General features: G+C 74.0%; 26 protein-coding genes. 8 read left to right on the top strand and 18 right to left on the bottom strand.

The genetic code is table 11. The features are described from left to right. Nucleotides 1–104: 104 nt before the first annotated feature. From pheT to infC, 8 genes are all read right to left on the bottom strand, one after another. Complete coding sequence (pheT, locus tag ABTW95_RS24305; RefSeq protein ID WP_500227453.1) at nucleotides 105–2,582, bottom strand: phenylalanine--tRNA ligase subunit beta; 2,478 nt, start codon at nucleotides 2,580–2,582, stop codon at nucleotides 105–107. Next, nucleotides 2,582–3,691 carry a phenylalanine--tRNA ligase subunit alpha gene (pheS, locus tag ABTW95_RS24300; RefSeq protein WP_396452044.1) on the bottom strand — a complete coding sequence of 370 codons (1,110 nt, stop codon included), beginning with the start codon at nucleotides 3,689–3,691 and terminating at the stop codon, nucleotides 2,582–2,584. Before pheS ends, pheT begins: the two co-directional genes overlap by 1 nt. Before the next feature lie 133 nt (nucleotides 3,692–3,824). Further along, nucleotides 3,825–4,913, bottom strand: coding sequence for a sensor histidine kinase (locus tag ABTW95_RS24295; RefSeq protein WP_396452042.1), 1,089 nt, complete (start codon nucleotides 4,911–4,913; stop codon nucleotides 3,825–3,827). Between the two features lie 209 nt (nucleotides 4,914–5,122). Further along, nucleotides 5,123–5,626: an STAS domain-containing protein gene (locus ABTW95_RS24290; RefSeq protein WP_500227452.1), complete on the bottom strand. Its 504-nt coding sequence runs from the start codon at nucleotides 5,624–5,626 to the stop codon at nucleotides 5,123–5,125. Nucleotides 5,627–5,948: 322 nt separating this feature from the next. Continuing rightward, complete coding sequence (locus ABTW95_RS24285; protein ID WP_396452039.1) at nucleotides 5,949–6,764, bottom strand: TrmH family RNA methyltransferase; 816 nt, start codon at nucleotides 6,762–6,764, stop codon at nucleotides 5,949–5,951. A gap of 34 nt (nucleotides 6,765–6,798) precedes the next feature. Beyond that, complete coding sequence (gene rplT / locus ABTW95_RS24280) at nucleotides 6,799–7,176, bottom strand: 50S ribosomal protein L20 (protein ID WP_396452037.1); 378 nt, start codon at nucleotides 7,174–7,176, stop codon at nucleotides 6,799–6,801. Nucleotides 7,177–7,246: 70 nt separating this feature from the next. Next, nucleotides 7,247–7,441 (bottom strand): 50S ribosomal protein L35, encoded by a 195-nt coding sequence (gene rpmI, locus ABTW95_RS24275; protein WP_396452036.1) that lies wholly within the window; start codon nucleotides 7,439–7,441, stop codon nucleotides 7,247–7,249. Nucleotides 7,442–7,623: 182 nt separating this feature from the next. After that, a complete protein-coding gene (gene infC / locus ABTW95_RS24270) occupies nucleotides 7,624–8,154 on the bottom strand; it encodes a translation initiation factor IF-3 (RefSeq protein WP_279436330.1) in 531 nt (176 codons plus the stop codon). A 596-nt stretch (nucleotides 8,155–8,750) separates the two neighbouring features. Here infC and ABTW95_RS24265 point away from each other — a divergent pair. Both ABTW95_RS24265 and ABTW95_RS24260 read left to right on the top strand, forming a co-directional pair. Continuing rightward, entirely contained in the window at nucleotides 8,751–9,257 is a 507-nt protein-coding gene (locus ABTW95_RS24265) for an NUDIX domain-containing protein (protein ID WP_500227451.1), read from the top strand. Between the two features lie 9 nt (nucleotides 9,258–9,266). Further along, a complete protein-coding gene (locus tag ABTW95_RS24260; protein WP_500227450.1) occupies nucleotides 9,267–10,220 on the top strand; it encodes a PfkB family carbohydrate kinase in 954 nt (317 codons plus the stop codon). On the opposite strand, the gene ABTW95_RS24255 is transcribed toward ABTW95_RS24260, so the two are convergent. Next, nucleotides 10,181–10,915 (bottom strand): HIT family protein, encoded by a 735-nt coding sequence (locus ABTW95_RS24255; RefSeq protein WP_500227449.1) that lies wholly within the window; start codon nucleotides 10,913–10,915, stop codon nucleotides 10,181–10,183. The genes ABTW95_RS24260 and ABTW95_RS24255 overlap by 40 nt on opposite strands. A gap of 251 nt (nucleotides 10,916–11,166) precedes the next feature. Between ABTW95_RS24255 and ABTW95_RS24250 the strand changes: the two genes are divergently transcribed. Continuing rightward, nucleotides 11,167–12,483, top strand: a complete 1,317-nt coding sequence (locus tag ABTW95_RS24250; protein WP_500227448.1) for a prenyltransferase/squalene oxidase repeat-containing protein — start codon at nucleotides 11,167–11,169, stop codon at nucleotides 12,481–12,483. 14 nt (nucleotides 12,484–12,497) lie between these two features. Here the strand turns inward: ABTW95_RS24250 and ABTW95_RS24245 are convergent, their stop codons facing one another. The 7 genes from ABTW95_RS24245 to ABTW95_RS24215 form a co-directional block, all read right to left on the bottom strand. Then, on the bottom strand, nucleotides 12,498–13,346 hold the full coding sequence (locus tag ABTW95_RS24245) for a shikimate dehydrogenase (protein WP_396452029.1): 849 nt from the start codon (nucleotides 13,344–13,346) through the stop codon (nucleotides 12,498–12,500). Further along, nucleotides 13,343–14,503: an endolytic transglycosylase MltG gene (mltG, locus tag ABTW95_RS24240; protein WP_396452027.1), complete on the bottom strand. Its 1,161-nt coding sequence runs from the start codon at nucleotides 14,501–14,503 to the stop codon at nucleotides 13,343–13,345. The genes ABTW95_RS24245 and mltG overlap by 4 nt, the downstream gene beginning before the upstream one ends. Next, entirely contained in the window at nucleotides 14,500–14,958 is a 459-nt protein-coding gene (ruvX, locus tag ABTW95_RS24235; RefSeq protein WP_396452025.1) for a Holliday junction resolvase RuvX, read from the bottom strand. The genes mltG and ruvX overlap by 4 nt, the downstream gene beginning before the upstream one ends. A 37-nt stretch (nucleotides 14,959–14,995) precedes the next feature. Then, the gene (alaS, locus tag ABTW95_RS24230; protein ID WP_500227447.1) at nucleotides 14,996–17,665 is read right to left on the bottom strand and encodes an alanine--tRNA ligase; all 2,670 of its coding nucleotides are present in this window, start codon (nucleotides 17,663–17,665) and stop codon (nucleotides 14,996–14,998) included. A gap of 2 nt (nucleotides 17,666–17,667) precedes the next feature. Continuing rightward, complete coding sequence (locus ABTW95_RS24225; RefSeq protein ID WP_396453054.1) at nucleotides 17,668–18,003, bottom strand: hypothetical protein; 336 nt, start codon at nucleotides 18,001–18,003, stop codon at nucleotides 17,668–17,670. After that, a complete protein-coding gene (locus ABTW95_RS24220) occupies nucleotides 18,000–18,413 on the bottom strand; it encodes a DUF948 domain-containing protein (RefSeq protein ID WP_396453052.1) in 414 nt (137 codons plus the stop codon). The genes ABTW95_RS24225 and ABTW95_RS24220 overlap by 4 nt, the downstream gene beginning before the upstream one ends. 103 nt (nucleotides 18,414–18,516) lie before the next feature. Continuing rightward, nucleotides 18,517–19,779 carry a replication-associated recombination protein A gene (locus ABTW95_RS24215; protein WP_396453058.1) on the bottom strand — a complete coding sequence of 421 codons (1,263 nt, stop codon included), beginning with the start codon at nucleotides 19,777–19,779 and terminating at the stop codon, nucleotides 18,517–18,519. A 226-nt stretch (nucleotides 19,780–20,005) separates the two neighbouring features. On the opposite strand from ABTW95_RS24215, the gene ABTW95_RS24210 reads away from it, so the two are divergent. The 4 genes from ABTW95_RS24210 to ABTW95_RS24195 all read left to right on the top strand — a co-directional run bounded on the left by ABTW95_RS24210 (nucleotide 20,006) and on the right by ABTW95_RS24195 (nucleotide 22,336). Next, nucleotides 20,006–20,404 (top strand): hypothetical protein, encoded by a 399-nt coding sequence (locus ABTW95_RS24210; RefSeq protein ID WP_396453050.1) that lies wholly within the window; start codon nucleotides 20,006–20,008, stop codon nucleotides 20,402–20,404. Nucleotides 20,405–20,509: 105 nt separating this feature from the next. Continuing rightward, on the top strand, nucleotides 20,510–21,115 hold the full coding sequence (locus ABTW95_RS24205) for a thioredoxin-like domain-containing protein (protein ID WP_396453048.1): 606 nt from the start codon (nucleotides 20,510–20,512) through the stop codon (nucleotides 21,113–21,115). Beyond that, complete coding sequence (locus tag ABTW95_RS24200) at nucleotides 21,112–21,705, top strand: DUF305 domain-containing protein (RefSeq protein WP_396453046.1); 594 nt, start codon at nucleotides 21,112–21,114, stop codon at nucleotides 21,703–21,705. The genes ABTW95_RS24205 and ABTW95_RS24200 overlap by 4 nt, the downstream gene beginning before the upstream one ends. Nucleotides 21,706–21,769: 64 nt before the next feature. Next, the gene (locus ABTW95_RS24195) at nucleotides 21,770–22,336 is read left to right on the top strand and encodes a TIGR03086 family metal-binding protein (RefSeq protein WP_396453044.1); all 567 of its coding nucleotides are present in this window, start codon (nucleotides 21,770–21,772) and stop codon (nucleotides 22,334–22,336) included. A gap of 614 nt (nucleotides 22,337–22,950) precedes the next feature. Here ABTW95_RS24195 and ABTW95_RS24190 read toward each other — a convergent pair. Next, on the bottom strand, nucleotides 22,951–24,186 hold the full coding sequence (locus ABTW95_RS24190; protein ID WP_396454279.1) for a DUF349 domain-containing protein: 1,236 nt from the start codon (nucleotides 24,184–24,186) through the stop codon (nucleotides 22,951–22,953). A gap of 72 nt (nucleotides 24,187–24,258) precedes the next feature. Next, complete coding sequence (locus ABTW95_RS24185; RefSeq protein ID WP_396453135.1) at nucleotides 24,259–25,005, bottom strand: peptidylprolyl isomerase; 747 nt, start codon at nucleotides 25,003–25,005, stop codon at nucleotides 24,259–24,261. A gap of 220 nt (nucleotides 25,006–25,225) precedes the next feature. On the opposite strand from ABTW95_RS24185, the gene ABTW95_RS24180 reads away from it, so the two are divergent. Then, entirely contained in the window at nucleotides 25,226–25,957 is a 732-nt protein-coding gene (locus ABTW95_RS24180; RefSeq protein ID WP_500227446.1) for an MBL fold metallo-hydrolase, read from the top strand. Nucleotide 25,958 lies beyond the last annotated feature (1 nt).

The raw sequence follows: 25,958 nt of genomic DNA, 5'->3' as shown, positions 1-25,958 counted from the left end.
GCGCCGGCGGGCGGCGGTGGGGCGGCGTGCCTGCGGGCGGGCGAGCGGGGGCGGGGCTCGCCCCGGCGCCCCGGCCGGGGCGGTCCGGGGCGCGTCCGGGGACGTCAGGCGCCGCGCAGCACGGCTCCGGTGCGGGCGGACGCCGCCGCCACCGCGGCGTCGCGGGCCTGCGACGCCTCCTCGGCGGTGAGCGTCCGGTCCGGCGCGCGGAACCGCATCGAGTACGCGAGGGACTTGCGGCCCTCCCCCACCTGCTCGCCGGTGTAGACGTCGAACAGCCGGACCGACTCCAGCAGGTCCCCGGCGCCGTCCCGCAGCGCCGCCTCCACCTCGGCGGCGGGCACCGCGGAGTCGACGACCAGCGCGACGTCCTGCGTGGCGACCGGGTAGGACGACACGTGCGGGGCGCGGACGGAGACCGGCTCGCCGAGGCGGCGCAGCTCCAGCTCCATCGCGCACGACCGCGCCGGCAGCCCGTACGCCTTCGTGACGCGCGGGTGCAGCTCCCCCGCGTGCCCGACGAGCGTGTCGCCGGCGTACAGGGCGGCGCAGCGGCCCGGATGCCAGGGCGCGTGCTGGTCGGTCTTGACCGTCAGCTCCACGCCGACCTCGCGGGCCACCGTGCGGGCCGCCTCCACGGCGTCCGCCCACAGGGCCGGGCGCCCCGGGCCCCACCAGCCGGCCGGCTCGCGGGCGCCCGACAGCACGACCGCCACCCGGTGCGGCTGGTCGGGCAGCGCCGCCTCCACCGCGGCGATCTCCTCGGCCGTCGGGCCGCGGTCCACGGCGAGGCGAGGCGCGCGCTCCGGCGCGTCCGCGCGCGGGCGGAACACCACGCCGATCTCGAACAGGGCGGTGTCGCCGAAGCCGCGGCCCACGTTCAGTGCCAGGGTCTTGAGCAGGCCCGGCAGCAGCGTGGTGCGCAGCAGCGGCTCCTGCTCCGACAGCGGGTTCGCCAGCCGCATCGTCCGGCGGCGGGCGTCGTCCGCGGGGATCTGGAGGCCGTCCAGGTCCTTCTCGGCGATGAACGGGAACGCCAGCGCCTCGACGTAGCCGGCGCCGGCGAGGGCGCGGCCGACGCGGCGGCGCAGCCGCTGCTCCGCGGTCAGGCCCTTGCCCGCGACCGGACGCGGCGCGCGGGCCGGGATGTCCTCGTAGCCTTCGAGCCGGATGACCTCCTCGGCGAGGTCGTTCGGGTCGGTCAGGTCGGGGCGCCAGGACGGCGGCGTCACCGTCAGGACGTCGTCCCCGGTGACGGTGCAGCCGACCTGCTCCAGCCGGCGGACGACCGCGTCCCGCCCGTAGGCCACGCCCGCGACCCTGTCGGGGTGGCCGGCCGGCATCGTGACCGTGACCGGCTCGACCGGCGCCTCGGCGTGCGTCACCCCCGGCACGATCTCCGCGCCGCCCAGCTCGGCGAGCAGCCGGACCGCCCGGTACGAGGCGTACAGCGGCAGCTCGCGGTCGACGCCGCGCTCGAACCGGTGCGACGCCTCGCTGTGCAGCCGGTGGCGGCGGCTCATCCGGGCGGTGCCCATCGCGTCGAAGTGCGCGGCCTCGATGACCATGTCGGTGGACCGCTCGTCGATCTCGGTGGCGAGGCCGCCCATCGTGCCGGCCATCGAGATCGGCCCCGACTCGTCGGTGATGAGGATGTCGTCGGGGTCGAGCGTGCGCTTGACGTGGTCGAGCGTCTCCAGCTTCTCGCCGGGCGCGGCCCGCCGCACCACGATCGGGCCGGTGAGCTTGCTCCGGTCGAAGGCGTGCAGCGGCTGGCCGAGCTCCAGCATCAGGTAGTTGGTGACGTCCACGGCGAGCGACACCGGCCGCATCCCGGCGCGGTGCAGGCGGACCTGCATCCACAGCGGGGTCTTCGCGTCCGGGTCGAACCCGCGCACCTCCCGCAGCACGAACCGGTCGCAGGCGGACGTGTCGCCGATGCTCGCGGGGTACGCCTCCCCGTTCTTGGCCGGCAGCTCGACGTCCGCCGGGTCCTTGAACGGGACGCCGTAGGCCGTCGCGGCCTCGCGGGCCAGGCCGCGGATCGACAGCGCGTAGCCGCGGTCGGGGGTGACGGCGATGTCCAGGATGTCGTCGCGCAGCCCGAGCAGCTCGATCGCGTCCGCGCCGACGGGCGCGTCCGGCGGCAGGACGAGGATGCCGCTGTGGTCATCGCCGATGCCCAGCTCGCTGGCCGAGCAGATCATGCCCTCGGACAGCCGGCCGTAGGTCTTGCGCGCGCCGATCTCGAACCCGCCGGGCAGCACGCCGCCCGGCAGGATCACCACGACGCGGTCGCCGGCGGCGAAGTTGGTGGCGCCGCACACGATGTTCTGCGGCTCGCCGGTTCCGTTCGCGTCGCCGACGTCCACCTGGCAGTAGCGGATCGGCTTCTTGAAACCGGTCAGCTCCTCGATCGCCAGGACCTCGCCCACGACGAGCGGGCCGGCGATGTCGGCGCCGGCCCGCTCGACGGTCTCGACCTCCAGGCCCGCCGCGATCAGCTCCTCGGCGAGCGCCCGGCCCGTGACGTCCGCGGGCAGCTCGACGTACTCGCGCAGCCAGGAAAGAGGGGCCCGCATCAGATCTCCATCCCGAACGGGAGGGTGAACCGGACGTCGCCCTCCACCATGTCGTACATGTCCTCCACGCCGTGCCGGAACATCAGCGTCCGCTCGACGCCCAGCCCGAACGCCCAGCCGCTGTAGCGGTCCGGGTCGACGCCGCAGGCCACCAGCACCCGCGGGTTGACCATGCCGCAGCCGCCGAGCTCGATCCAGCCCTCCGAGCCGCACGTCCGGCACGGGTCGCCGCCCGGCTCCGCGGACGCCCCCCGGCACACGAAGCACTGCATGTCCACCTCGGCGGACGGCTCGGTGAACGGGAAGAACGACGGCCGGAACCGGGTCTTCAGCCCCTCGCCGAACATGCCGGTGACGAACGCGTCGATGCCGCCGCGCAGGTCGGCCATCGTCAGGCCCTCGTCGACGGCGAGGCCCTCCAGCTGGTGGAAGACGGGGCTGTGCGTGGCGTCCAGCTCGTCGGTGCGGAACGTGCGGCCCGGCGCCACCACGTAGACGGGCAGCTCCCGCGACAGCAGCGACCGGATCTGCATCGGCGAGGTGTGCGTGCGCATCACCAGGCCGGACTCCTCCGACTCCACGAAGAAGGTGTCCTGCATGGTGCGGGCCGGGTGGTCGGGCACGAAGTTCAGCGCGTCGAAGTTGAACCACTCCGCCTCGACCTCGGGGCCCTCGGAGACCTCGAAGCCCATGGAGACGAAGACGTCGGCCATCCGCTCCTGCATCGTGGTCAGCGGGTGGCGGGCGCCGCGCGGGGCGCGGTCCCAGGGGAGCGTGACGTCGACGGTCTCCTCGACGAGGACCCGCCGGTCGCGCTCCTCCTCCAGCTCGGCCTGGCGCTCCTTCAGCGCCTTGGACACCGCGCCGCGGGCGGCGCCGATGCGCTTGCCGGCGTCGGCGCGGGCCGCGGGCGGCAGCGCGCCGATCTCCCGGTTGGCGAGCGCCAGCGGGGAGCGGTCCCCGGCGTGGGCCAGGCGGACCTGCTTCAGCTCGTCGAGGTCGGCGGCCGCGGCGATGGCGGCGAGCGCCGCGTCGCGGGCCCGCTCCACCTCCTCCGGCCGCAGCGCGGACACCTCGACGGGGTCATAGGACTTGTTGGGTGCAGACATGGTGGTGTGATCGACTCCGGTCGGCGTGGGACGCCCGCAGTCTAGTGCGCGGGCGGTGAAGATCCGGAAAGCGTGCGCGTGACGCGCTGGCCCGTTCAGGGGCCCGGTGCCGTGCCGGCGGCGTGCGCCGCGGTCAGCCGGCGTAGTCGGGGGCCCCTGCGGGCACGGTAAATCGGAACTCGGCGCCGCCGCCGGGCGCCCGGCGCACCGTGATCACTCCGCCGTGCGCCTCGACCAGGCCCTTCACGATGTAGAGCCCGAGACCGGTGCCGCCGCGGCGGTTGCCGCCGGGGCCGCGCCAGAACTGCCGGAAGACGCGCTGGGCGGCCTCGGGCGGAATGCCCTCGCCCTCGTCGCGCACCGACACGGCGGCTCCCTCCTTGTGCGCGTCCGGTTCCACCACAATGGTGACAGTACCCGCCCCGTGCCGCACCGCGTTTTCGACGAGGTTGCCGAGGATCTGGTCCATCTTGTCGGGGTCGAGCCACATCTCCGGCAGCTCGCCGCGCGTCTCGAAGCGGAACCGCTCGGCAGGCTCCCCGGCCGCGATCCGGCCCGCGATGATCTTGCGGACCTCGCCGGGGATGTCGACGACCTGGCGGCGCATCTCCAGCCGGCCCGCCTCGATGCGGGACACGTCCAGCAGCTCGGTGATCAGCCGGGTGACGCGGTCGGCGTCGGCGTTGACGGTCTCCAGCATCACCCGTTTCTGGTCGTCGTTGAAGCGGTGCCACTTGGCGAGCAGCGTGGCGGTGAACCCCTTCACGCTGGTGAGCGGGGAGCGCAGCTCGTGCGCCACGGTGGAGACGAGGTCGGCGCGGTCGCGCTCCTGGCGGGCGCGGTGCACGGCGTCGCGCAGGCACACGGTGAACCGTTCCACCCGGCCCCGCGCGTCCCGCCGGTAGGCGGCCGTCACCAGCACCTCGGTGCCGCCGGGCAGGAACAGGGCGCGCTCCGGGTGCCGGGTGCGGGTGCACAGGCCGTCGTAGGGGGCGAGGCACTTCCACCAGTCGCGCCCCTCCGCGTCGTGCAGCGGCAGGACGTCGCGGAAGTCGCGGCCCACCGCGGACTCGGCGGAGATGCCGGTGATCCGCGCGGCGGCGGCGTTGAACACCGCGACGCGGGCGTCCCGGCCGGCGACCATCAGCCCGTCGGGCAGGTCGTCGGCGGCGTCCCACTCGGCGGCCGGCCCGGACCCCTGCTCGGGTACGCGCGCGGCCACGGGAGGGGACTCCTCTCCGCCCACAGCGGCCTCCAGAACACCGTTGAGAACGCGGCCTGTCGAAAAGAGACTCTAGCCGGAACCGGCCGTGTTGCGGGACCCGGAAACCGCCCGGCGGCAACGCATCTGTAGCCTCCCGGGCGGGGTGCCGCCCCACCGGCGGGCGGCGGCCCCGGCGGCGGCCCGCGGGCCCGCCGGGACGTGCGGGCTCACCGGGACGCGGCGGGCGGGCCGGGCGCGGCCCACGCGTCCTCCACGGCGGCGTGGATCGCGAACAGCCGGTGCAGCCCGGTGATGCGCAGCAGCCGCAGCTGGGCGGGCCGGACCGCGGCCAGGGCGATCTCGCCGCCGTCCGCCGCGATCTGGTTGTGCGCGGCGACCAGCGCGCCGAGCCCGGCCGCGTCGCAGAACGTGACGGCGGCGAAGTCGGCCACCAGCCGGCGCGGCCCCGCCCCCGGCGGCCGGCCGTGCAGCCCGACCAGCCGGTCGCGCAGCGTGCCGGCGGTGCGCAGGTCGATCTCCCCGGCCACCGCGACGACGGCCGTGTCCCCCCGGACCCGCCCGACCTCGATCCGCAGCCCGCCGGCCGCGAGGGGCGCGGTGACGCCCGCCGGGCCGGACGCGGCGGCGGGCGCCGCGACCGCGCCCGCCCGGCACCTCACCTCCGGCGCGCGGCGGCCCGCTCTGCGGGCCGGCCCGGTCTCCTCGGTCATCACGTCTCGCCCCCACTCTGCACGGCGCCATGCCGTCCCTGGTCAACGCACTGATCAACACGGTAGGCGCCGGAGGGGCCGGCGTTGATCCCCCGCCGGTGCCTGATCCGGCTCCTACCTGCGGATGAGCCGCACGGAGCGGCAGGCCCCCCGCCCTCCGCCCGTGCGCGGTCCATCCTCCCAGCCGGCCGGCCGGAAAACGGCGCCCCGGGCGACCGAATGCGGCCAGCCGATCACGGAGCGCAGTGAACCGCGGCGGCCTCCGGACGTACAGCGCCGCGAAGATCACCGGTGTCACCCGCCGCGCCCGGCGCGCCGCGGGTCAGCCGCCGCGCTGCGCGCGCGCCGAGGCGTAAAGGCATACGGCCGCGGCCGTCGCCAGGTTCAGGCTCTCCGCACGGCCGTAGATGGGCACGCGGACGACCTCGTCCACGTGCCGGAGTATCTCGTCGGGAAGCCCCCACGCCTCGTTGCCGAACACCCAGGCGGTGGGGCGCGCGAGCAGCCCCTCGTCGATCGCCCCGTCCAGGGTGCGGTCGCCGCCGCCGTCGGCGGCGAGGACGGCCAGCCCCGCGCCCTTCAGCTCGGGGATCAGCGCGTCGAACCGCGGGCCGGTGACGACCGGCAGGTGGAACAGGCTGCCCGCCGAGGCCCGCACGCACTTGCCGTTGTAGGGGTCGACGGACGCGTCGGTGAACACGACCGTCTCCGAGCCGGCGGCGTCGGCGGTGCGCAGCACGGTGCCCGCGTTGCCGGGGTCGCGGACGTGCGCGAGGACGGTCACCAGCCGGGGACCCGCCTCCAGGGCCTTGGCGAGCGGCACGTCGACGAACTGGCAGACCGCGAGCAGCCCCTGCGGGGTGACGGTCTGGGCCAGCTCGGCCATGACCTCGCCGCTGACCCGCAGCACCGGCGCGCCGGCGCGCTCGGCGGCGAGCACCAGCTCGGGATGGCGGGCCTCCGCCTCGGCGGTGGTGAACAGCTCGGCGAGCGTGCCGGGGATCTCCAGCGCCTCCCGCACCGCCTGCGGCCCCTCGGCGAGGAACCGGTTCTCGCGGCGCCGGAACGCGCGTTTGGCGAGCCGCCGAGCGGCCTTCACCCGTGGTGATCGGAGAGAGGTCAGCTCGCGGCCCGCCATGTCGCCGTACTCGCCCGTCCGCCGGTCGCCCGGCTCAGGCCGCCTCCGTGCCCTCGGCCGGGAGCGCGTCCTTGGCGACCTTGACGAGCGCGGCGAACGCCGCGGCGTCGTTGACGGCCAGCTCGGCGAGCATGCGGCGGTCGACCTCGATCTCCGCCGCCTTCAGGCCCTGGATGAACCGGTTGTAGGTGATGCCGTTGGCGCGGGCCGCGGCGTTGATCCGCTGGATCCACAGCCGGCGGAACTGGCCCTTGCGGTCCTTGCGGTCCCGGAAGGCGTAGGTCATCGAGTGGAGCTGCTGCTCCTTGGCCTTGCGGTACAGGCGCGAACGCTGACCGCGGTAGCCGCTCGACCGCTCCAGGACGACCCGACGCTTCTTGGCGGCGTTGACGCCCCGCTTCACGCGTGCCACGTGCTGAACTCCTTCGTGGGGGCCGGGGCCATCCGGGCCTCGGCCGGTCGCTGATGTTCCTGGTCGAGTGCTACTTGCGCAGCAGCTTCTTGATGTTCTTGGCGTCGGCGTCGGCCACCACGGCCGGGGCGGACAGCCGGCGCGTGCGCTTGGTCGGCTTGTGCTCGAGCAGGTGGTTCTTGTTGGCGCGGCGGCGCATCACCTTGCCGGAGCCGGTCAGCTTGAAGCGCTTCTTGGCACCACTGTGGGTCTTGGTCTTCGGCATGGTCGCCGTCGTCTCCCTTTGTCCCGGCCCCCGTGCGTGCCGCACGGGGGCGCGCCTGATCGGCGCACCGCACGGAGTTCCGTGGACGCGCCTGGTCAGGCTTCAATGTACGTGCGCCGCGACCCCGCTCAGCCGCGAGGTCGCGGAGTCGGGACCGCCGCGAAGCCGTCCCGGAGCGGCCGTCAGGCGGTGCTCTCGGCCTCCTGCCCGCGGGCCGTCTTCTTCTTGTGCGGACCGATCACCATGATCATATTCCGGCCGTCCTGCTTGGGCCGCGACTCGACGAAGCCGAGTTCCTCGACGTCGTCGGCGAGCCGCTGCAGCAGCCGGTAGCCCAGCTCCGGACGGGACTGCTCACGACCACGGAACATGATCGTGACCTTCACCTTGTCCCCGGCCTTCAGGAACCGCACCACGTGACCCTTCTTGGTCTCGTAGTCGTGCGGGTCGATCTTCGGGCGGAGCTTGATCTCCTTGATGACCGTGTGCGCCTGGTTCTTCCGCGCCTCACGCGCCTTCATCGCGGACTCGTACTTGAACTTGCCGTAGTCCATGAGCCTCGCGACGGGCGGACGCGCGGTGGGCGCCACCTCGACGAGGTCGAGGTCCGATTCGCGCGCGATCTCAAGGGCCTTGGCGATGGGCACTATGCCCACCTGTTCGCCGTTCGGGCCGACGAGCCGGACCTCGGGCACGCGAATGCGGTCGTTGATACGCGGTTCGGCGCTGATGGGACCTCCTTGGGGCCGTTCTCAAGTCTGCTGGACCGGTCGTACCCCGAGGCTTCCACAAGAAAAGCCCCGCACGACTCACGCACGGGGCCACCTTCGGTCTCCCTCCCTGGACGGACGGGCCGCCCGGGGACGGCGGCGGGACGAGCGCGCAACGCCCGTTCGCCGGACCGATGACCCACCGGCCTTGCGGCCGGTCAGGTGGGAGGTGGCCTCCGCTTGAGCGCCCGGCGCGCGCCACCGCTCGGATCGCGCGCACTGGGCCGGTCGGCCACCAAGACTACCATCCGGCGGGGCCGGATGCGCCAGACCGAAACCGTCCCGTGACGTCGGGCGGGCGCCGGTGCCTTGGTGAGGTACGCCACTCTGTTCAACAGCACCGGGCGCCCCGCAATTCCCCATCCCGCCGGGCGTCCCGGCGCGCCTCGGCGCGGCGGGGCGCGGGCGGGCGCGGGTGGCCGGGAGCGGGAAGGTGAGGATGTTGTGGCCGGGCGGGCGTCTCGGCGCGCGGGGCCCCGGTTGTTACGGTGGAGCGGAGACGGCCCGGTGGGGCCGGCAGCAGGGAGGTAGTCCCCGCGATGCCCTCGGTCGAGGCCGGCGCCGCCGGCCCCCTCACCGCCTTCCCGCCGATCGCGCTGCAGTTCGCGCAGAAGGCGTTCATCGTGTCCGGCGGGCGGCTGCTGATGGTCCGCAAGTCCGCGTCCGACCCGTTCCACCCGGGCCGCTGGGAGGTGCCCGGCGGGCGGCTGGAGGTGGACGCCGACCTCGACCTCGACGACCACATCCGCCGGGAGGTCTGGGAGGAGGTCCGCCTCAAGATCGATCCGGGCCCGCCGTTCCACCTGTGGCAGTGGTACATGCCCGACCGCGGGTCCCGCGGCGGCCGGGCGCGGGGCGGGCGGATCCGCGTGGTCGCGGCGGCGCGCCGCTGCCGGCCGGTGACGCTGGACGCGACCCTGGACAACCAGGACGGCGGCGACCACCTGGACGGCTGCGCCTGGGTGCCGCTGGACGAGGTCGGCGGCTACGACCTCATCCCGAGCCTGCGTCCGGTGATGCGGGCCTTCCTGCTCCCGCCCGGCTGACCGCCGTCCATGGCCCCGCCCCGCTCGCCCGTGGAGTGGCCGGGGCTCGACGGCGCCGCCGAGCGGCGGTTCTCGATGCTCGTCATCGGCGACGCCGGGATCGAGGTCCGCGCGTCCCTGCCGGACGTCCGGTTCGCCGACGTCCGCGCCGACCGGCTCTGCTACGCCCCCGCGCGGGCCGTGGTCGCCGGCACCGCGGTGAACCTGGCCCGGTGCGCGGCCGCTCGGTTCCGCCGGGTGGGGGTGCTGGCGAAGATCGGCGACGACGACTACACCGCGGTCATCCGCCGGGAGCTGCGCCGCATCGGCGCGGTCGACCACCTGCGCGTCGAGGCGGGCGCGCCGAACGGCGTCTCGGTGATGCTGCGCGACCGCCCGCGCGGCGGCGGGCCGGGCGTCCGGCTGCTCGTCGTCCAGGAGGAGCCGCCGGGGCGCCGGCTCACCGCCGCGGAGGTCGCGGCGGCGGCGGACGCGATCGCGGGCGCCGACGTGCTGGTCGCCGACGGGTACTCGACGCTGTCCCCGGTGTCGCGGGCGGCGCTGGAGGAGGCGGCGCGGATCGCGGGCGCGGCGGGGACGCGGGTCGCGTTCGACCTCGTCCCGCACGACGTCGACGCGCGGCTCCCGGCGTCGGACATGCTGCCGGTGCTGGCCCGCGCGGACCTGGTGTTCTCCGAGGCGCCCACACTGGCGCGCCTCCTGGGGCGTCCGGCGCCGTCCGGCGCCGGCGCGGTGCGCGGGCTGCTGCCGGTGCTGGACCGCGAGGTGCCGGGGCGTCCGCTGTGGCTGCTGCGGTTCGGCCCGACGTCCCTGGAGGGCGTGCTCGCCTACCAGCGGGGACGGCTGCTGATGGAGTACCCCACCGGCTATGGCGCGGGCGTCCGGCGCGCGGGCTTCGGGGACCGGCTGGCCGCGTGCGAGCTCTACTGGTGGCTGTCGGGCGGCGGTTCACCGGACGTCTGATCACCGTAGAACTGGTCACCGGACGGCAGGGCCGCGAGCGCCGCGCGCAGCGCGGTGAGCGTGCGGAGGAAGCGCCGCCGGCTGCCGGGCAGCCCGAACGCCTCCTGCCAGCGCCAGGTCCCGTCCGGCCCGGCGGACGCCACGGCCCAGCGCAGGAACTGGCTCCTGACGCCGTCCCCCGGATGGACGGTCATGACCTCGTCCTCCTCGATCAGGAGGTAGGAGCGTCCGGCGCGCAGGTACGCCCGGAGGGCGGCGCGTCCGGCGGGCATCCCGGGACGGCCCCGCTCCTCCACCACCCGGCGGATGCCCGGGGTCCCGGGGAGCATGTGCCAGTGCGCGTGGTCGATGCACGCGCCGCCGCCCTGCGGAGTCGCCGGGCCGTGCTCGAACAGCAGCAGCTCACCGCTCCCGTAGGCCGCGCGGTAGAGGCGGGCGACGCGGCCGCGCCACCGCAGCGCCCGCTCCCACATGCCCGGGCCGAACTCCCCCGCGCACTGGTAGTGCTCGCGGGTCACCAGCAGGACGTGGCCCTCGGCGAGGGGCGCCACGTCCGGGATGAGGAGGAAGTCGCGGTCGCCGGCGATCACGCCGGACTCGCCGGGGAGGTCCGCCATGCCGTTGAACCGGAACCGCAGGGGCGGGCACAGGACGCAGTCGTGCTCGGGCTCGTTCCACGCCGTCGGCTCGGCCAAGCCTCCTCCAGCACCACGGAACGGGACCACTCTCCCTCCAGCCTTCCCGCCGCCGGCGAACCCTGCGGCAAGGGATACCGACATGGAACCTCCGGGGTACAAAACCTGGCCAAACGGGAACAAAAGGGAGGAAAGGCAACACTGTGCACCAGACGACTCCTCCCCTCCCCGCACCGGCCCCCCGCCCAGCCCGACCCGCCGCCGCGCCGGAACGACTCCGGCCCCGCGGTGCCGGCGCTCCGGCCATCGACATGGCCGTCCTCGAAACCCGGCTGAACGAGTCGCTGGACGTCCTGCGCGACACCTACGCGCCCGCGCTCGGCCCCGGCGGCGGCTGGTACCACGAGCTGGCGCGCCCCGAACCGGGCAGCACCGCGACGGCCCTCGGGCTGATGGCGTTCGTGGAGGCGGGACGCCCCTTCGAGTACTTCGACGAGGGGCTGGCCTTCCTCGCCGCCCGGCAGACCCGCTCGGACGACGGGCTGCGCGACGGCGGCTGGGCCACCAAGACCAGCCTCGGCATGCCGGTGGTGGAGGCGACCGGCTGGATCGCGCGGTTCCTCGCCCGCGCCCGCTGCGACCTGCGCGACGACGCGCCCGACACCAAGCGCGCCTACCAGTGGCTGCTGCGCAACCAGAACCCCGACGGCGGCTGGGGCTCCCTGCACGGCTGCGCGTCCCGGGTGTGGCTGACGTGCCTGGCGCTGCGCGCGCTCAGCCAGCTCAACCCGTACGACCCGGCGGTCGACCGGGGCGTGGAGTGGCTGACCGCCGACCGCACCGCGCACCGGCCCGGCTGGGGGCCGACCCCGGAGTCCCGGCCGACCGTCACCCACACCGCCTTCGCGCTGGTGACGCTGGCCGAGGCGCGCCCGGAGCTGCGGACCGAGCGGCTGCTGGACGCCTACGACTGGCTGCTGGAGAACCTCGACCCCGACGACGACCACACGTGGATCGAGACCTACGACGTCTCCCCGCACGGCGCCTCCGCGCACGGCGCGTCCCCCCGGTGCGCCGGCCCGGAGCCGGTGTGGCGGCTGGCCCTGTGGCACTACGGGCTGCCGATCGCGCTGTCGGCGCTGCTGCGGGACCCGCGCGGCCCGCACGGGCCGGTCGTCGCGCGGGCGTTCCGGACGCTGGTGCGCGGCGAGTTCGCCGACCCGCGCTGGACGGGCTACCCGGGCAGCGGGCGCACGTCGCTGTGGACGCTGTGGTGGCGGCTGGAGACGCTGATCGCGCTGTCCCGCGTCCCGCTCGCCGGGAGCGCCGACATCCTGCACTGGCTGCCGGACGCGACGGTGGTGCAGCGGGCGCACGCGCGGGAACGCCCGCTGGCCGACCTGCTGCCGCACCGGAGGCTGGTGGACCCGGTCGGGTTCGCCCGGCGGCACTGGGCGGCGCTCCTGCTGAGCCTCGTGTGCGCCGCCAGCCTGCTGGGCGTCGCCGCGGACCTGTGGGGGTGGAAGGACTTCTGGCTCAGCGTGATACTGCCCGTCGTCCTCACCGCCATCGACGAGTCGGCAAAGCGGCACCGCACCCCGCGCGGCCCGCCGCCCGCCCCGCCCTGACGCACCGGGGCGGGTCAGGCGCGGCGGGCGAGCTCCGCCTCCCCGGCGGCGCGCATGGCCGCCACGGGCACGTCCTCGCGGCCCGTCATCAGCGCCACCTGCCGGACGGCCTGGTGCAGCAGCATCGCGAAACCGCCGACGACCGTCCCGCCGGCCCGCTCCACCGCCGCCGCCAGCACCGTCGGCCACGGCGCGTACACCACGTCGAACAGGGCCGCGCCGGACGCGGCGACCGGGCCGGCGAACGCGTCGGCCGCGCGTCCCGGCAGCGTCGACACGACGAGCTCCGCCGGAAGGTGCGCGGTCACCCGGTCGAGCGCCACGACGCGGACCGCGAGCCCGAACCGCTCCCCCACCTCGGCGGCGCCGGCGGCCCGCTCGGGCGACCGGGCGGCGAGCACCGCCTCGGCCGTGCCGAGCCGGGCGAGCGCGGCCAGCGCGGACGCGGCGGTGGCGCCGCCGCCCAGCACCAGCGCCGACTGCGGCGCCTTCAGCCCGGCCTCGGTGAGCGCCGTCTCGATGCCGTGCACGTCGGTGTTGTCGGCGTGCCGCCGCCCGTCCCGCAGGACGATCGTGTTGGCGCCGCCGACCGCCACCGCGAGGTCGGACACCGAGTCGGCGAGGTCCAGCGCGACCCGCTTGAGCGGCATGGTCAGCGACAGCCCCGCCCATTCGGGGCCGAGGCCGTCCAGCAGCGCGGCGAGGCCGTCCTCGCGGCACTCGATCGCGTCGTAGGTCCACGAGTCCAGGCCCATCGCCGCGTACGCCGCGCGGTGCAGCACCGGCGACAGCGAATGCGCGACCGGCGATCCCAGCACCGCCGCCCGGCGCACCGCAGCGCCGGCCGCCGTCCCCCCGGTCACTGGCCCGGATGCGCCTTCTGCCACTCGCGGAACTCCTTCTCGATCGCCTGCCGCTCCGCCTCGGTGGTGGCGAACTTGGTGACCTTGTTCGTCGGGTCGGTCGCGATGAAGTACAGCCACGTCCCGGGCTTCGGCGCGAGCGCCGCCTCGATCGCGTCCGCGCCGGGGTTGCTGATCGGGCCGGGCGGCAGGCCCGCGTGCAGGTAGGTGTTGTAGGGCGACTGGATCTGCAGGTCCTTCTCGGTGACCGTCAGCCGCCGCTCGTCCAGCGCGTACAGCACCGTCGTGTCGAACTGCAGCTTCATGCCCTTCTTCACCCGGTTGTAGATGACCCGGGAGATCTTCGGCAGGTCGGCGGGCTTGCCGCCCTCGGCCTGGACGAGGCTGGCGATCGTGACGACTGTCGCGGGGTTCATCTTCGCCCTGCGCGCCTTCGCGACGAGGTCGGTGCTGCTCGCCTCCTCGTTGAACCGATCCACCATCTGCTTGAGGATCTGCCGCGCCGAGCCGTTGGGGTCGAGGTCGTAGCGGCCCGGGTACAGGTACCCCTCCACCCTGCCCTTCGCGTAGGGCGGCAGCCCGAGGCTCTTCCCGTCCTTGGCGGCGTTCTGGAACTCCTTCGCCGAGATGCCGGTCTTCTTCGCCAGCAACTGGTAGATCTCGGCGGCGCGGCGGCCCTCCGGGATCGTGATCTGGTTCCCGGCCCGCGACTTCGGGTTCAGCAGCAGCGCCATCGCCGCGGCCGACGACATCTTCAGCCGCATCTGGTAGAAGCCCGGCTGGATGCTGGAGGCTCGCGTCTCCTTGTTGTAGGCCTTCACGAACGCGCGGGCGCTCTTGACCACGCGGTGCTCCTCCAGCGTCGCGCCGATCACCGAGCCGCTGGCGCCCTTCTTGATCTGGACCGTGACGCTGCCGGACCCCTGGCCCGCGTAGTCCGGCGGGTGCCACTTGTTGTCCAGCCAGGCGTAGCCGAGGACACCGCCGGTGCCGAACACCGCCACCAGGAACGCCATCGCGAACAGCGCCGCCGCCCGGCCGTTGCGCCGGCGGCGCTTCTGCCGTTTCCGGACGCGCCGCTGCTCCCGCCTGCCGTACACCTCGTCCGACGGCCGCCCGTCGCCGTAGGGGTCTGAGAAGAGGTCCAAATCGTTCATGAGCTCCCCCGGACGATCTCTCCTGGGGGGTGCCCAGTCAACCGTTCCGCGTCGAGGGCCGCCTGGAGCAGGACCGCCGCGGCGGCCTGGTCGACGACCTTGCGCCTCGCTTGACCATGTACTCCCCCGGCCCGCAGACCGCTCTCGGCGGTGACGGTGGTGAGCCGCTCGTCGTACAGCCGGACCGCCTCCGGGGGAAGGCGGTCCGCGAGCCTGGCCGCGAACTTGCGCGCCGCCCGAGCCGCCGGGCCCTCCCGGCCCGACAGCGACGTCGGCAGCCCGACGACGACCTCGATCGCCTCGTACTCGGCGGCGAGCGCCACGAGCCGGTCGACGTCGCCCCTGCCGCTCTTCACGGTCTCCAGCGGGGAGGCGAGGACGCCGCCGGGGTCGCTCTTGGCGACCCCCACGCGCACGCTCCCCACATCGACTCCCAGCCGGACGCCCTGCCTCATGGCAGGTGCTCCGGTCGCATACCCCGTCGCGCCGGGCTCACGCGGCCCCTACGGCTCGTTCGACGGCGGCGAGGGCGTCGCCGACGGCGCCGGCGTTCGCACCGCCGCCCTGCGCCAGGTCGTCCTTGCCGCCGCCACCGCCGCCGAGGGCCTTGGCGGCGAGGCCGACGAGCGCGCCCGCCTTGAGGCCGCGCTCGCGGGCGCCCTCGGTGACGGCGACGACCACGACGGGGCGGTCCTTCGGCACGCCGGCGACCATCACGACGGCGGGCCGGGCGGCCAGCCGGCCGCGCACGTCGACGGCGAGCCGGCGCAGGTCGTCGGCGCCGGTGCCGTCGGGGGCGCGGTGCCCCACGAACGCGATGCCGCCGATGTCCTTGGCGGAGTCGGCGAGCGAGCCCGCGATCGCGAGGACCTGCTGGGCGCGGAGCTTCTCCAGCTCCTTCTCGGCGTCGCGGAGCCGGGTGAGGACGCCGGAGATCCGCTCGGGCAGCTCCTCCTTGCGCGCCTTCATCTGCTCGGCGAGCTGCGCGACGAGGACGCTCTCGCGGGCCAGGAACCGGAACGCGTCGATGCCGACGAGCGCCTCGACGCGGCGGACGCCGGCGCCGATGGACGACTCGCCCAGCACCTTGATCAGGCCGAGCTGCCCGGAGCGGGCCACGTGGGTGCCGCCGCACAGCTCGCGGGAGTAGTCGCCGACCTCCACGACGCGGACCTCGTCGCCGTACTTCTCGCCGAACAGCGCGAGCGCGCCCATGGCGCGGGCCTCGTCGATGGAGGTGTGGAAGGCCCGGACGTCCAGGTCGCCGACCAGCACCTCGTTGACCTCGTCCTCGACGTCGCGCAGCACGCTCGGCGGGACGGCGCCGGACGCGGTGAAGTCGAACCGGAACCGGCCGGGCGAGTTCTCCGACCCGGCCTGCGCGGCGGACTCGCCGAGCGCGCGGCGGAACCCGGCGTGCACCATGTGGGTCGCGGTGTGCGAGCGGGAGATCGCGCGGCGCCGCTCCACGTCGACCTCGGCGTAGGCGGTGTCGCCGGCCTGCGCCTCGCCGCTGCGGACGCGGCCGCGGTGCACGATGAGGCCCGGGAGGGGCGCCTGCACGTCGGTGACCTCGATGACGGCGCCGTTGCCGAGCCGGATCAGGCCGTGGTCGGCGAGCTGGCCGCCGCCCTCGGCGTAGAACGGGGTGCGGTCGAGGACGACCTCGACCTCGGTGCCCTCCCCGGCGGCCGGCGCGTTGGCGCCGTTGACGAGGAGCCCGACGAGGCGGGCCTCGCCGGTGAGGCTGCCGTAGCCGGTGAAGTCGACCCTGCCGCCGGCGCCGGTGAGCAGCTCGTCCAGGACGGAGACGTCGAGGTTGCCGGTCTTCTTGTCGCGGGCGTCCTTCTTCGCGCGCTCCCGCTGCTCCTGCATGAGCCGGCGGAAGCCCTCCTCGTCGACCTGGAGGCCCTGCTCGGACGCCATCTCCAGGGTGAGGTCGATCGGGAAGCCGTAGGTGTCGTGGAGCTTGAACGCCTGCTCGCCGGGCAGCGTCGCGCCGCCGGAGCGCTTGGTCTCCTCGACCGCGGTGTCGAAGATCGCGGTGCCGGTGCGGAGCGTCTGGAGGAAGGAGTCCTCCTCGGCGTCGATGACCGTGTGGATGTTCGCGGCGGTGCGGACCAGCTCCGGGTACTGCTCGCCCATCGCGCTGATCGCGACGCCGGTCAGCTCGTGCATGAGCCCGGCGTCCTGGCCGCCGAGCAGCCGCAGGTTGCGGATGGAGCGGCGCAGGATGCGGCGCAGCACGTAGCCGCGGCCCTCGTTGCCGGGGCGGATGCCGTCCGCGACCATCATCGTCCCGCTGCGGACGTGGTCGGCGATCACACGCAGCGACACGTCCGCGCGGTGGTCGCGGCCGTACCTGGCGCCGGTGAGCTCCGCGGCGCGGTCCAGGATCCGCCACAGGGTGTCGGTCTCGTAGATGTTGTCGACGCCCTGCAGGATCGCCGCCATGCGCTCCAGGCCCATGCCGGTGTCGATGTTCTTGGCGGGCAGCTCGCCGAGGATCGGGAAGTCGGCCTTGCCCTCCCCCGGACCCCGCTCGTACTGCATGAAGACGAGGTTCCAGACCTCCAGGTAGCGGTCCTCGTCGGCGACGGGGCCGCCCTCGCGGCCGTACTCGGGGCCGCGGTCGTAGTAGATCTCCGAGCACGGCCCGCACGGGCCGGGCACGCCCATCGACCAGAAGTTGTCCTCCATGCCGCGCCGCTGGATGCGGTCGAGGGGGACGCCGACCTTGTGGTGCCAGATGCTCTGGGCCTCGTCGTCGTCCTGGAAGACGGTGACCCACAGCTTGTCCTCGGGGAACCCGAAGCCGCCCTCCTCCCGCGGCCGGGTCAGCAGCTCCCAGGCGAACGGGATCGCCTGCTCCTTGAAGTAGTCGCCGATGGAGAAGTTGCCCAGCATCTGGAAGAAGGTGGCGTGCCGGGTGGTCTTGCCGACCTCCTCGATGTCCGGCGTCCGCACGCACTTCTGCGCGCTTGTCATCCGGGGGGACGGCGGGGTGCGCTGCCCGAGGAAGTACGGCTTGAACGGGACCATGCCGGCGTTGACCAGCAGCAGGGTCGGGTCCTCGGCGACCAGGCTGGCCGAGGGCACCACCGTGTGCCCGCGCTCCTCGAAGAACGTGAGGAAGCGGCGGGCGACCTCTGCCGACTCCATGATCAGTGGCCATCCTTGTCGTCGTCGATGATCGTGTATCGCGCCTTCAGCACCCGGCGGGGCGGGGACCCCCGGTATCCGGGCACCTCGGCGTCCGGCGGAGCCTGGTCCATGCGGACGGCCTCGCGCAGCTCCTGTTCGCGGGCCTGCATCTCGGTACGGACGTCGGCGGCGAAATTCCTCAGCCGCTCCCCGGTGCCCTTGCCCGTCGCCACCGCGCGCATCGCGACCCCTTCCGGGGACAGGCTCCGCGCGACCGCCTCCACGCGCCGCTTCACGCGGTGCGTCACGTAGACGCCGGCGCCGGCGCCGACCGAGAGCCAGAACAGCCGCCTCATCGCCGCCCCTTCCCCGCGGAGCGGGCCTGAAGCTGCGGCCGGCCGGACGCGCCCCGCCCGTCGCCGTCGCTCTTCAGCGCCTTGCGGACGCCGTAGGAGAAGGCCGCGGCCTTCACCAGCGGGCCGCCCACCACCGAGGTCATGACCGTGGTGACGGCCGAGACGTTCTGGGTGACGCCGGCGACCTGCTTGGTGATCACGTCGGTCCGGCCGAGCTGCTCGTTGGCGCGCTTCACCGTGTGCGTCATGTCGTCCAGCAGGGGGGCGGCCTGGTCGCCGATGTCGCGGACGACCTTGCCGGCCTCGGCGAGGAGCCGGGAGAGCTTCAGCAGGGTCAGCGCGATGAACGACACGAGCACCGCCCAGAACACGGCCACGATGAGGGCTGCCAGCTGTCCACCAGTGAGCATCGGGCTTTCCGTTCGTGCGAATTCGGTTCGGGGCCGTTGCGGCGTGACAGACCTTACCGGTCGGAACGCCCCCGTGGCGGTAGCACCGGCCCGGCGGGGGCGTTCAGCGCCGGTCGCCGCCGCCGCGCAGGACCGAGCGGATCCGGGCGAGGACCTCGGTGAACCGCGCCTCGGCGCCGTGCCTGGTCGGGCGATAGTACTCCCGCCCGTCCACGGAGTCGGGCGCGTACCGCTGCTGGACGACGCCGCCGGGGTGATCGTGGGCGTACTTGTAGCCCTCCCCGTGCCCGACCTTCGCGGCGCCCTTGTAGTGGGAGTCGCGCAGATGCCCGGGGACGGGCCCGGCGAGCCCCTTGCGGACGTCGCCGAGCGCCCCGTCCACCGCCATGATCACCGCGTTGGACTTGGGCGCCAGGGACAGGTGGATCACCGCCTGGGCGAGGTTGATGCGGGCCTCGGGCAGGCCGACGAACTCCACCGCCTGCGCGGCGGCGACCGCGGTCTGCAGCGCGGTGGGGTCGGCCATGCCGACGTCCTCGCTGGCGTGCACGATCAGCCGCCGGGCGATGAACCGCGGGTCCTCCCCGGCCTCGATCATGCGGGCGAGGTAGTGCAGCGCCGCGTCGACGTCGCTTCCGCGGATGCTCTTGATGAACGCGCTGATGACGTCGTAGTGCTGGTCGCCCTCGCGGTCGTAGCGGACGGCGGCCCGGTCGACGGCCTTCTCCAGGACGTCCGCGTCGACGGCGCCGCCCTCGCCGACGACCAGGGACGCGGCCTCCAGGTAGGTGAGGGCGCGGCGGGCGTCGCCGCCGGCGAGCCGGACGAGGTGGTCCTCGGCGGCGGGGTCGAGGGACACCGCGCCGCCGAGGCCGCGCTCGTCGGCCAGCGCCCGGCGGACCACCTCGCGCAGGTCGTCGTCGCCGAGCGGTTCCAGGGTGAGCAGCAGCGAACGGGACAGCAGCGGGCTGATGACGGAGAAGAACGGGTTCTCGGTCGTGGCGCCGATGAAGGACACCCAGCGGTTCTCCACGGCGGGGAGCAGCGCGTCCTGCTGGGCCTTGTTGAAGCGGTGGACCTCGTCGACGAACAGGACGGTCTGCCGGCCGGTCATGCCCAGCTCGCGCCTGGCGAGGTCGATCTCGGCGCGCACCCGCTTGACGCCGTCGCTGACGGCGGAGATCTCCACGAACCGCCGGGAGGTGACACGGCTGACGACCGTGGCCAGCGTCGTCTTCCCGGTGCCCGGCGGCCCCCACAGCACCAGCGACATCGGCACGTCCCGGTCGACGAGCTGCCGGATCGGGGTGCCGGGGCCGAGCAGGTGGCCCTGCCCGACGACCTCGTCCAGCGAGCGCGGGCGCATCCGCACCGCGAGCGGCTGCTCCGCCCCCGCGGCGGGCGGCGCGGCCTCGGGGGCGGGCCCGGCCGGCTCCCGGCCCGGCGCGTCGAAAAGGCCCTCCGGCTCGCCCGATTCAGCCCTGCTGGTCACGCCTCGACACTATCTCCCGGCACCGACGGCCGTGGCCGGGGAACCGGGCGGTAGGCTCCGGCGTTGGAACAGCCCGAAGGCGCATTGCAGGAGCGTGACGGTGTCTCGTACGGCCCCGCATCGGCGCCACGGGACGGCCGGGCTGCTCGTGGCGCTGTTCGTCGCGGCCGGGCTGGTGTTCAGCTACGGCCTGGGCCACGGGCCGCCGCCCCGCGTGTGCACCGAGCACGCCGTGAGCGTGCCCGTCACCGCCCTGTCCGCCGGGCAGGGGCTCGCGGAGGCGGCGCTCAGCGCCCCCGCGAAGCCGCATCCGCGGGCGCCGCTGGACGTGTGCCTGTGCGCCGCCGTCCTGTTCACCCTCCTGCTGCTGGCGCTGGCCGCCGGGCTGCGCCGCCCCTTCTCGCGGCTGCCCGCGCGGGCGGGCTGGTCGCTCGCCCCTCCGCGGAGCGCCGCGCCCACCGCGCCGTCTCTGCCCGTCCTCCAGGTGCTCCGGCTGTGATGAGCAGGCCGTAAGGCCGCACGCACCGCCGTATCGCCGTCGTGACCGACGCCGCGATGCGGCGCTGCCCGCATCCCGTCAGCAAGCACCCGAGAGGACCCCTCCATGTCCAAGAGCGCCCGTGTCAAGAACGCCAGGAAGCAGAACGCGCTGACGCAGCGCGAGACCCCCTGGGGCGCCATCGCCTTCTTCACCGTCATCGGCCTGGCCGCGGTCATCGCGATCGGCTACACGTTCGCGCAGACCAGGTCGTCGTCCGCCGACTCCCCCTCCGTCGCCGGCCTGGTCGTCAAGGACGACCTCGGCCGCGACCACACCACCGGCGCGGTGAAGTACGACAGCGACCCGCCGATGGGCGGCGACCACGACCCCGTCTGGCAGAACTGCGACGGCCGCGTCTACGACGCCCCGCTGCGGAACGAGAACGCCGTGCACTCGCTGGAGCACGGCGCCGTCTGGATCACCTACCGCCCCGGCCTCGCCGGCGACCAGCTCGACATGCTGAAGGCCAAGGTGTCCGGCATCGACTACACGATGCTGAGCCCCTACCCTGCCCAGGACGTGCCGATCAAGCTCACCGCCTGGGGCCACCAGCTCTCGCTGGAGGACGCCTCGGACGCGCGCGTGGACGAGTTCCTGCGCGGCTTCGTGAAGGGCCCGCAGACGCCCGAGCCGGGCGCGGCCTGCGACGGCGCCAAGGACACCCCGTGAGGGGGCGGCGGGTCACCATCGCCGTGGCGGTGCTCGTCCTGATCGCCGGGGCCGCGCTCCTGGCCCGGACCGGTGCCCGCGGTCCGGGCACGGCCGGCCCCGAGGCGGGGTTCGCCCGCGACATGAGCGCCCACCACGCGCAGGCCGTGCGGATGTCGTTCATCGTGCGGGACCGCACGGACGACCCCGACGTGAGGCTGCTGGCCTACGACATCATCACCGCGCAGCAGGCGCAGATCGGCATGATGACGGCCTGGCTGGACGAGTGGGGGGCGCCGAAGGCCGACCCGTCCGGCGGCATGCGGTGGATGTCGGGGCACGGCGGCCACCGGGGCGGCGCCATGCCGGGGATGGCGACCCGCGAGCAGCTCGCCGAGCTGGAGAAGGCGTCCGGCCGGGCCGCCGAGGTCCTGTTCCTGCGGCTGATGATCGCCCACCACCGCGGCGGCGTCGACATGGCGGAGGCGGTGCTGGCCCGCACGGGCCACGACCGCGTGCGGCGGCTGGCCCGCACGATGGTCACCGGCCAGCGTTCGGAGATCACGCTGATGAACGCGATGCTCCGGGAGCGGGGCGCCGCCGCGGTGTGATCGTGACCCGCGACCTTCGCGATAGCGCTTGACAGCGCGGTCGGATCGCGGGTCACTGACCACCATGGCTCACAACCTCAGCGGCTACCACCGGGCCCTCGACCTCTTCGAGGGCCTGGTGGCCGGGGTGCCCAGGGACGATTGGGACGCGCCGTCGCCCTGCGCGGGGTGGACCGCCCGGGACGTCGCCGGCCACGTGACCGGCGGCCAGTTCCTGATCCGGGCGCTGGCCGCCGGCGAGCCCGAACCGGACGTCGGCCGGGACCCGGCGCGGTTCGTGCCGGGCGACGTCCTGATGAGCTGGCGGGCGGCCCGCAAGGAGTGCGCGGCGGCGCTCACCCCGGACGCGCTGGGCCGCCTCATCCCGTTCGGCGGCCTCGGCGAGCTCCCGCTGCGCGACTACCTGGAGGGCTACATCCTGGAACCGCTGGTGCACGCCTGGGACCTGGCGCGCGCGACGGGCCAGCCGTCCCGCCTGGACCCGGACCTGGTCCACCACGCGTTCGCGACGGCCCAGGTGGTGGCCGCTCCCCTACGCGCCACAGGCCGCCTGGCCCCGCCCCTCCCGGTCCCCCGCGGCGCGGACGAACAAACAAGAATGCTGGCCTTCCTAGGCCGCAACACCACCTGAAACAGACCAGACCCGAGCCACAGCACCCCCCGAAGCGCCCACCACGGGCAGGCACACAGAGGGCCGCAACAGCCATGCCCAACGGTTCCAGGGAGTCGCCCCCTGGGCCATACAACCGCCTCTCGGACGAGCACAATTCACACCCTCTCGCACCAGACCCGAGCCGGGGCGCAGACCGAAGCGACCGCCACGGCCAGGCACGCGGAGGGCGCTCTGCGCCCGGAGCGGGCATGCCCGCGCGACGCAGGCGACCGCAGCGACGCCACGCAAACCGCAACAGGCACGACAGACCGCAACAAAGGAGCGAGGATCGCCTGCGTCGCCAACGGGGCTTCCAGGGGGTCGCCCCCCTGGACCAACACAGCCGCCTCTTGGACGAGCACAATTCACACCCTCTTGGACCAGACCCGCGCCGTGACCACCGACCGAAGCGACCACCACGGGCAGGCACGCGGAGGGCGCTCAGCGCCCGGAGCGGGCATGCCCGGCGACGCAGGCGACCGCAGCGACGCCACGCAAACCGCAACAGGCACGACAGACCGCAACAAAGGAGCGAGGATCGCCTGCGTCGCCAACGGGGGTTCCAGGGGGTCGCCCCCCTGGGCAAACACAGTTCACGAGAATTCCGCGAGTGTCCGCTCTGCCTCTTCCAGCCAGGCGCGGCGGGCGTTGAGGGCCTCTTCGGCCTCTTTGACGTCCTTGTCGCGGCCGGCGTCGCGGGCCTTGCCGAGGCGCTTCTCCAGCTGCTCGATGGAGTTGCGCAGCTGCCCGACGGTGGCTTCGGCGCGGGCGCGGGCCTCGGGGTTGGTGCGGCGCCACTCGTTCTCCTCGGCGGCGCGGACGGCCTCCTCGATCTTGCGGAGGCGGCCTTCGAGGCGGTCGCGCTGATCGCGGGGGACCATGCCGGCGGCCTCCCAGCGCTCCTGGATCACGCGCAGCGCCTGCCGGGCCTGCCGGACGTCCTTGACGGGCAGCAGCCGCTCGGCCTCGGCGAGGATCTTCTCCTTCTCCTGGGCGTTGCCGCGGAATTCGGCGTCGCGTTCGGCGAACGCGGCGCTGCGGGCCTGGAAGAAGGTGTCCTGGGCGCCTTTGAAGCGGGCCCACAGCTCCTCTTCGGCGTCCCTGGAGGCGCGTCCGGCCATCTTCCAGCGGCGCATCAGGTCGCGGTAGGCGGCGGCGGTCTCGCCCCAGTCGGTGGAGCCGGACATCGCCTCGGCCTCGGCGACGAGGCGCTCCTTCTCCCGGCGGGACTCCTCGCGCTGGTCGTCGAGGGTGGCGAAGTAGGCCTTGCGGCGCTTGGTGAACGCGTTGCGGGCGGCGGACAGCCGCTTCCACAGCGCGGTCTCGGTGGGCCGGTCGATGCGGTCGGCGGCCTTCCATTCCTCGACGAGCTGGCGGAGCCGCTCGCCGCCGTTCTTCCAGTGGGTCTCCTCGGCGGCGATGCGCTCGGCCTCGGCGACGATCCGCTCCTTGACCTCGCGGGCCTCGTGGCGGTGCTGCTCGCGCTGGGCCTTGACCTCCTCGCGGCGCCGCCCGACCTGCTCGGTCAGGGCGTCCAGCCGCCGGGTGAGCGCGTCGAGGTCGCCGACGGCGTGCGCGTCGGCGACGGCCTCGCGGAGCCGGTCGATGCTCTGCTGCGCCTGCGCGGGCTGCAGGTCGGTGGTGCGGACCCGCTGCTCGAGCAGGCCGATCTCGGTGACGAGCGCGTCGTACTTGCGCTTGAAGTAGGCCAGGGCCTCTTCGGGCGCACCGGCCTGCCAGGATCCGACGACCCGCTCGCCGTCGGCCGTCCTGACATAGACGGTGCCGTCCTCGTCCACCCGGCCCCAGGGATCGGTCGCGCTGGACACCCTTGCCTCCTGAATCGCGGGTCCGGACGACTTACGCCCTCCGGACCCTCCACACCTTAGTATCCCGTTCGCCTATTTCCCGGCGATCGTGACGTCCTGGATTTCGACCTTCTTCTTGGGCTTGCCGTCGCCCTTGGGGTCCGAACCCCCCTTGGCGATCTTCTGGAGCACGTCCAGCCCCTTGGTGATCTTGCCGAACACGGTGTACTCCGGCGGGAGCTGCGAGTCCTTGTAGACCATGAAGAACTGGCTGCCGTTGGAGTCGGGCGCACTGCTGTGCGCCATCGCCAGCGTGCCCTCCGTATAGGTGGCACCGTCGGTGTTCTCGTTGGCGAACCGGTAGCCGGGCCCGCCCTCGCCGGACGCCGTCGGGTCGCCGCACTGCAGGACGTTGAGGCCGCCGCTGGTGAGCCGGTGGCACTCGGTCTTGTCGTAGTAGTTCTTCTGCGCCAGGAACGCGAAGGAGTTCACCGTGCAGGGCGCCTTGTCGCCGTACAGCTGCATCTCCACGTCGCCCCGGTTCGTCTTCAACGTGGCCTGGACGATGCCCGGGTAGGCGGGCTTGCCCGGCGGCCGGCCGACGTCCTTCGGCACCCGGCCCTGCGTGTCGCCCTTGTAGACGCACTGCGGCCCGGCGGCCGTGGACTCGTCCTCCTTGAACACCATGAACGCCGCGGCGCCGGCCACGACGACCGCCACCGCGGCGACCGAACCGATGATCTTGAGGCGGCGCGCCCTCGCCGCCTCCTGTGCCCGGCGCTGCTGCTGGCGCTCGTACCGTTGCCGCGCGAGCTGCTTCTTGCGGTCCTTCCCCGCCACGTGCCTCGCCTCTCCGGTGTGATCAGGTGAACGTGCAGCGCATAGTAGCGGTACCTGCGAGTAAAAGCGCCTCCGCGTTCAGGGAGCGCTCAGGGAGCGCTTTCCGCGCGCCCTGCGGGCCCCGCGCGACACGGCGGCGCCCGATCTCGTTCGCGGTGGCCGCGGCCCCGCCGGTACGCTCGGACACGCCCACCCGAGATGGTTCTAAGGAAGGACGACCGTGCTCGTCGCCGGGTTCCCCGCTGGATCGTTCGCCGCGAACTGCTACATCGTGGCGCCCGCCGCGGGTGAGGAGTGCGTGATCATCGACCCCGGGCAGGACGCCGAGGACGGGATCGAGGAGATCCTGCGCGAGCACCGGCTGAAGCCGGTCGCGGTGCTGCTGACGCACGGCCACCTCGACCACGTCTGGTCGGTGGCCCCGGTGTGCGGCGCCAAGGACGTCCCCGCCTACATCCATCCGGGCGACCGCGAGCTGCTCACCGACCCCGCGAAGGGGCTGTCGCTGAGCGCCGGGCAGCAGCTGTTCGGCGGACTGCGGCTGTCGGAGCCGGACGACGTGCGGGAGCTCGCCGACGGCGCGGCGCTGGAACTGGCCGGGCTGAGCTTCACCGTCGACCACGCGCCGGGCCATACGCCCGGGTCGGTGACGTTCCGCACCCCGCGGACCGAGCAGCTCCCGGACGTGATGTTCAGCGGCGACCTGCTGTTCGCGGGGTCGATCGGGCGCACCGACCTGCCGGGCGGATCGTACGAGGAGATCCTCGCCAGCCTGTCCCGGGTGTGCCTGACCCTGCCCGACGACACCGCCGTCCTGCCCGGCCACGGCGAGCAGACCACAATCGGCCGGGAACGCGCCACCAACCCGTTCCTCACCGGGCTTCGGCCAGGGGAGTCGCCCTCCCTGAAGGGGACGAGCGCGCCCGCGGACGGGCCCAACAAGGGATTCTGAG

Source organism: Spirillospora sp. NPDC127506 (assembly GCF_040302145.1).
GTDB lineage: Bacteria > Actinomycetota > Actinomycetes > Streptosporangiales > Streptosporangiaceae > Spirillospora.
Note: the sequence above shows the minus strand (reverse complement) of the source record. Positions and strands in the feature narration are given on the sequence as shown.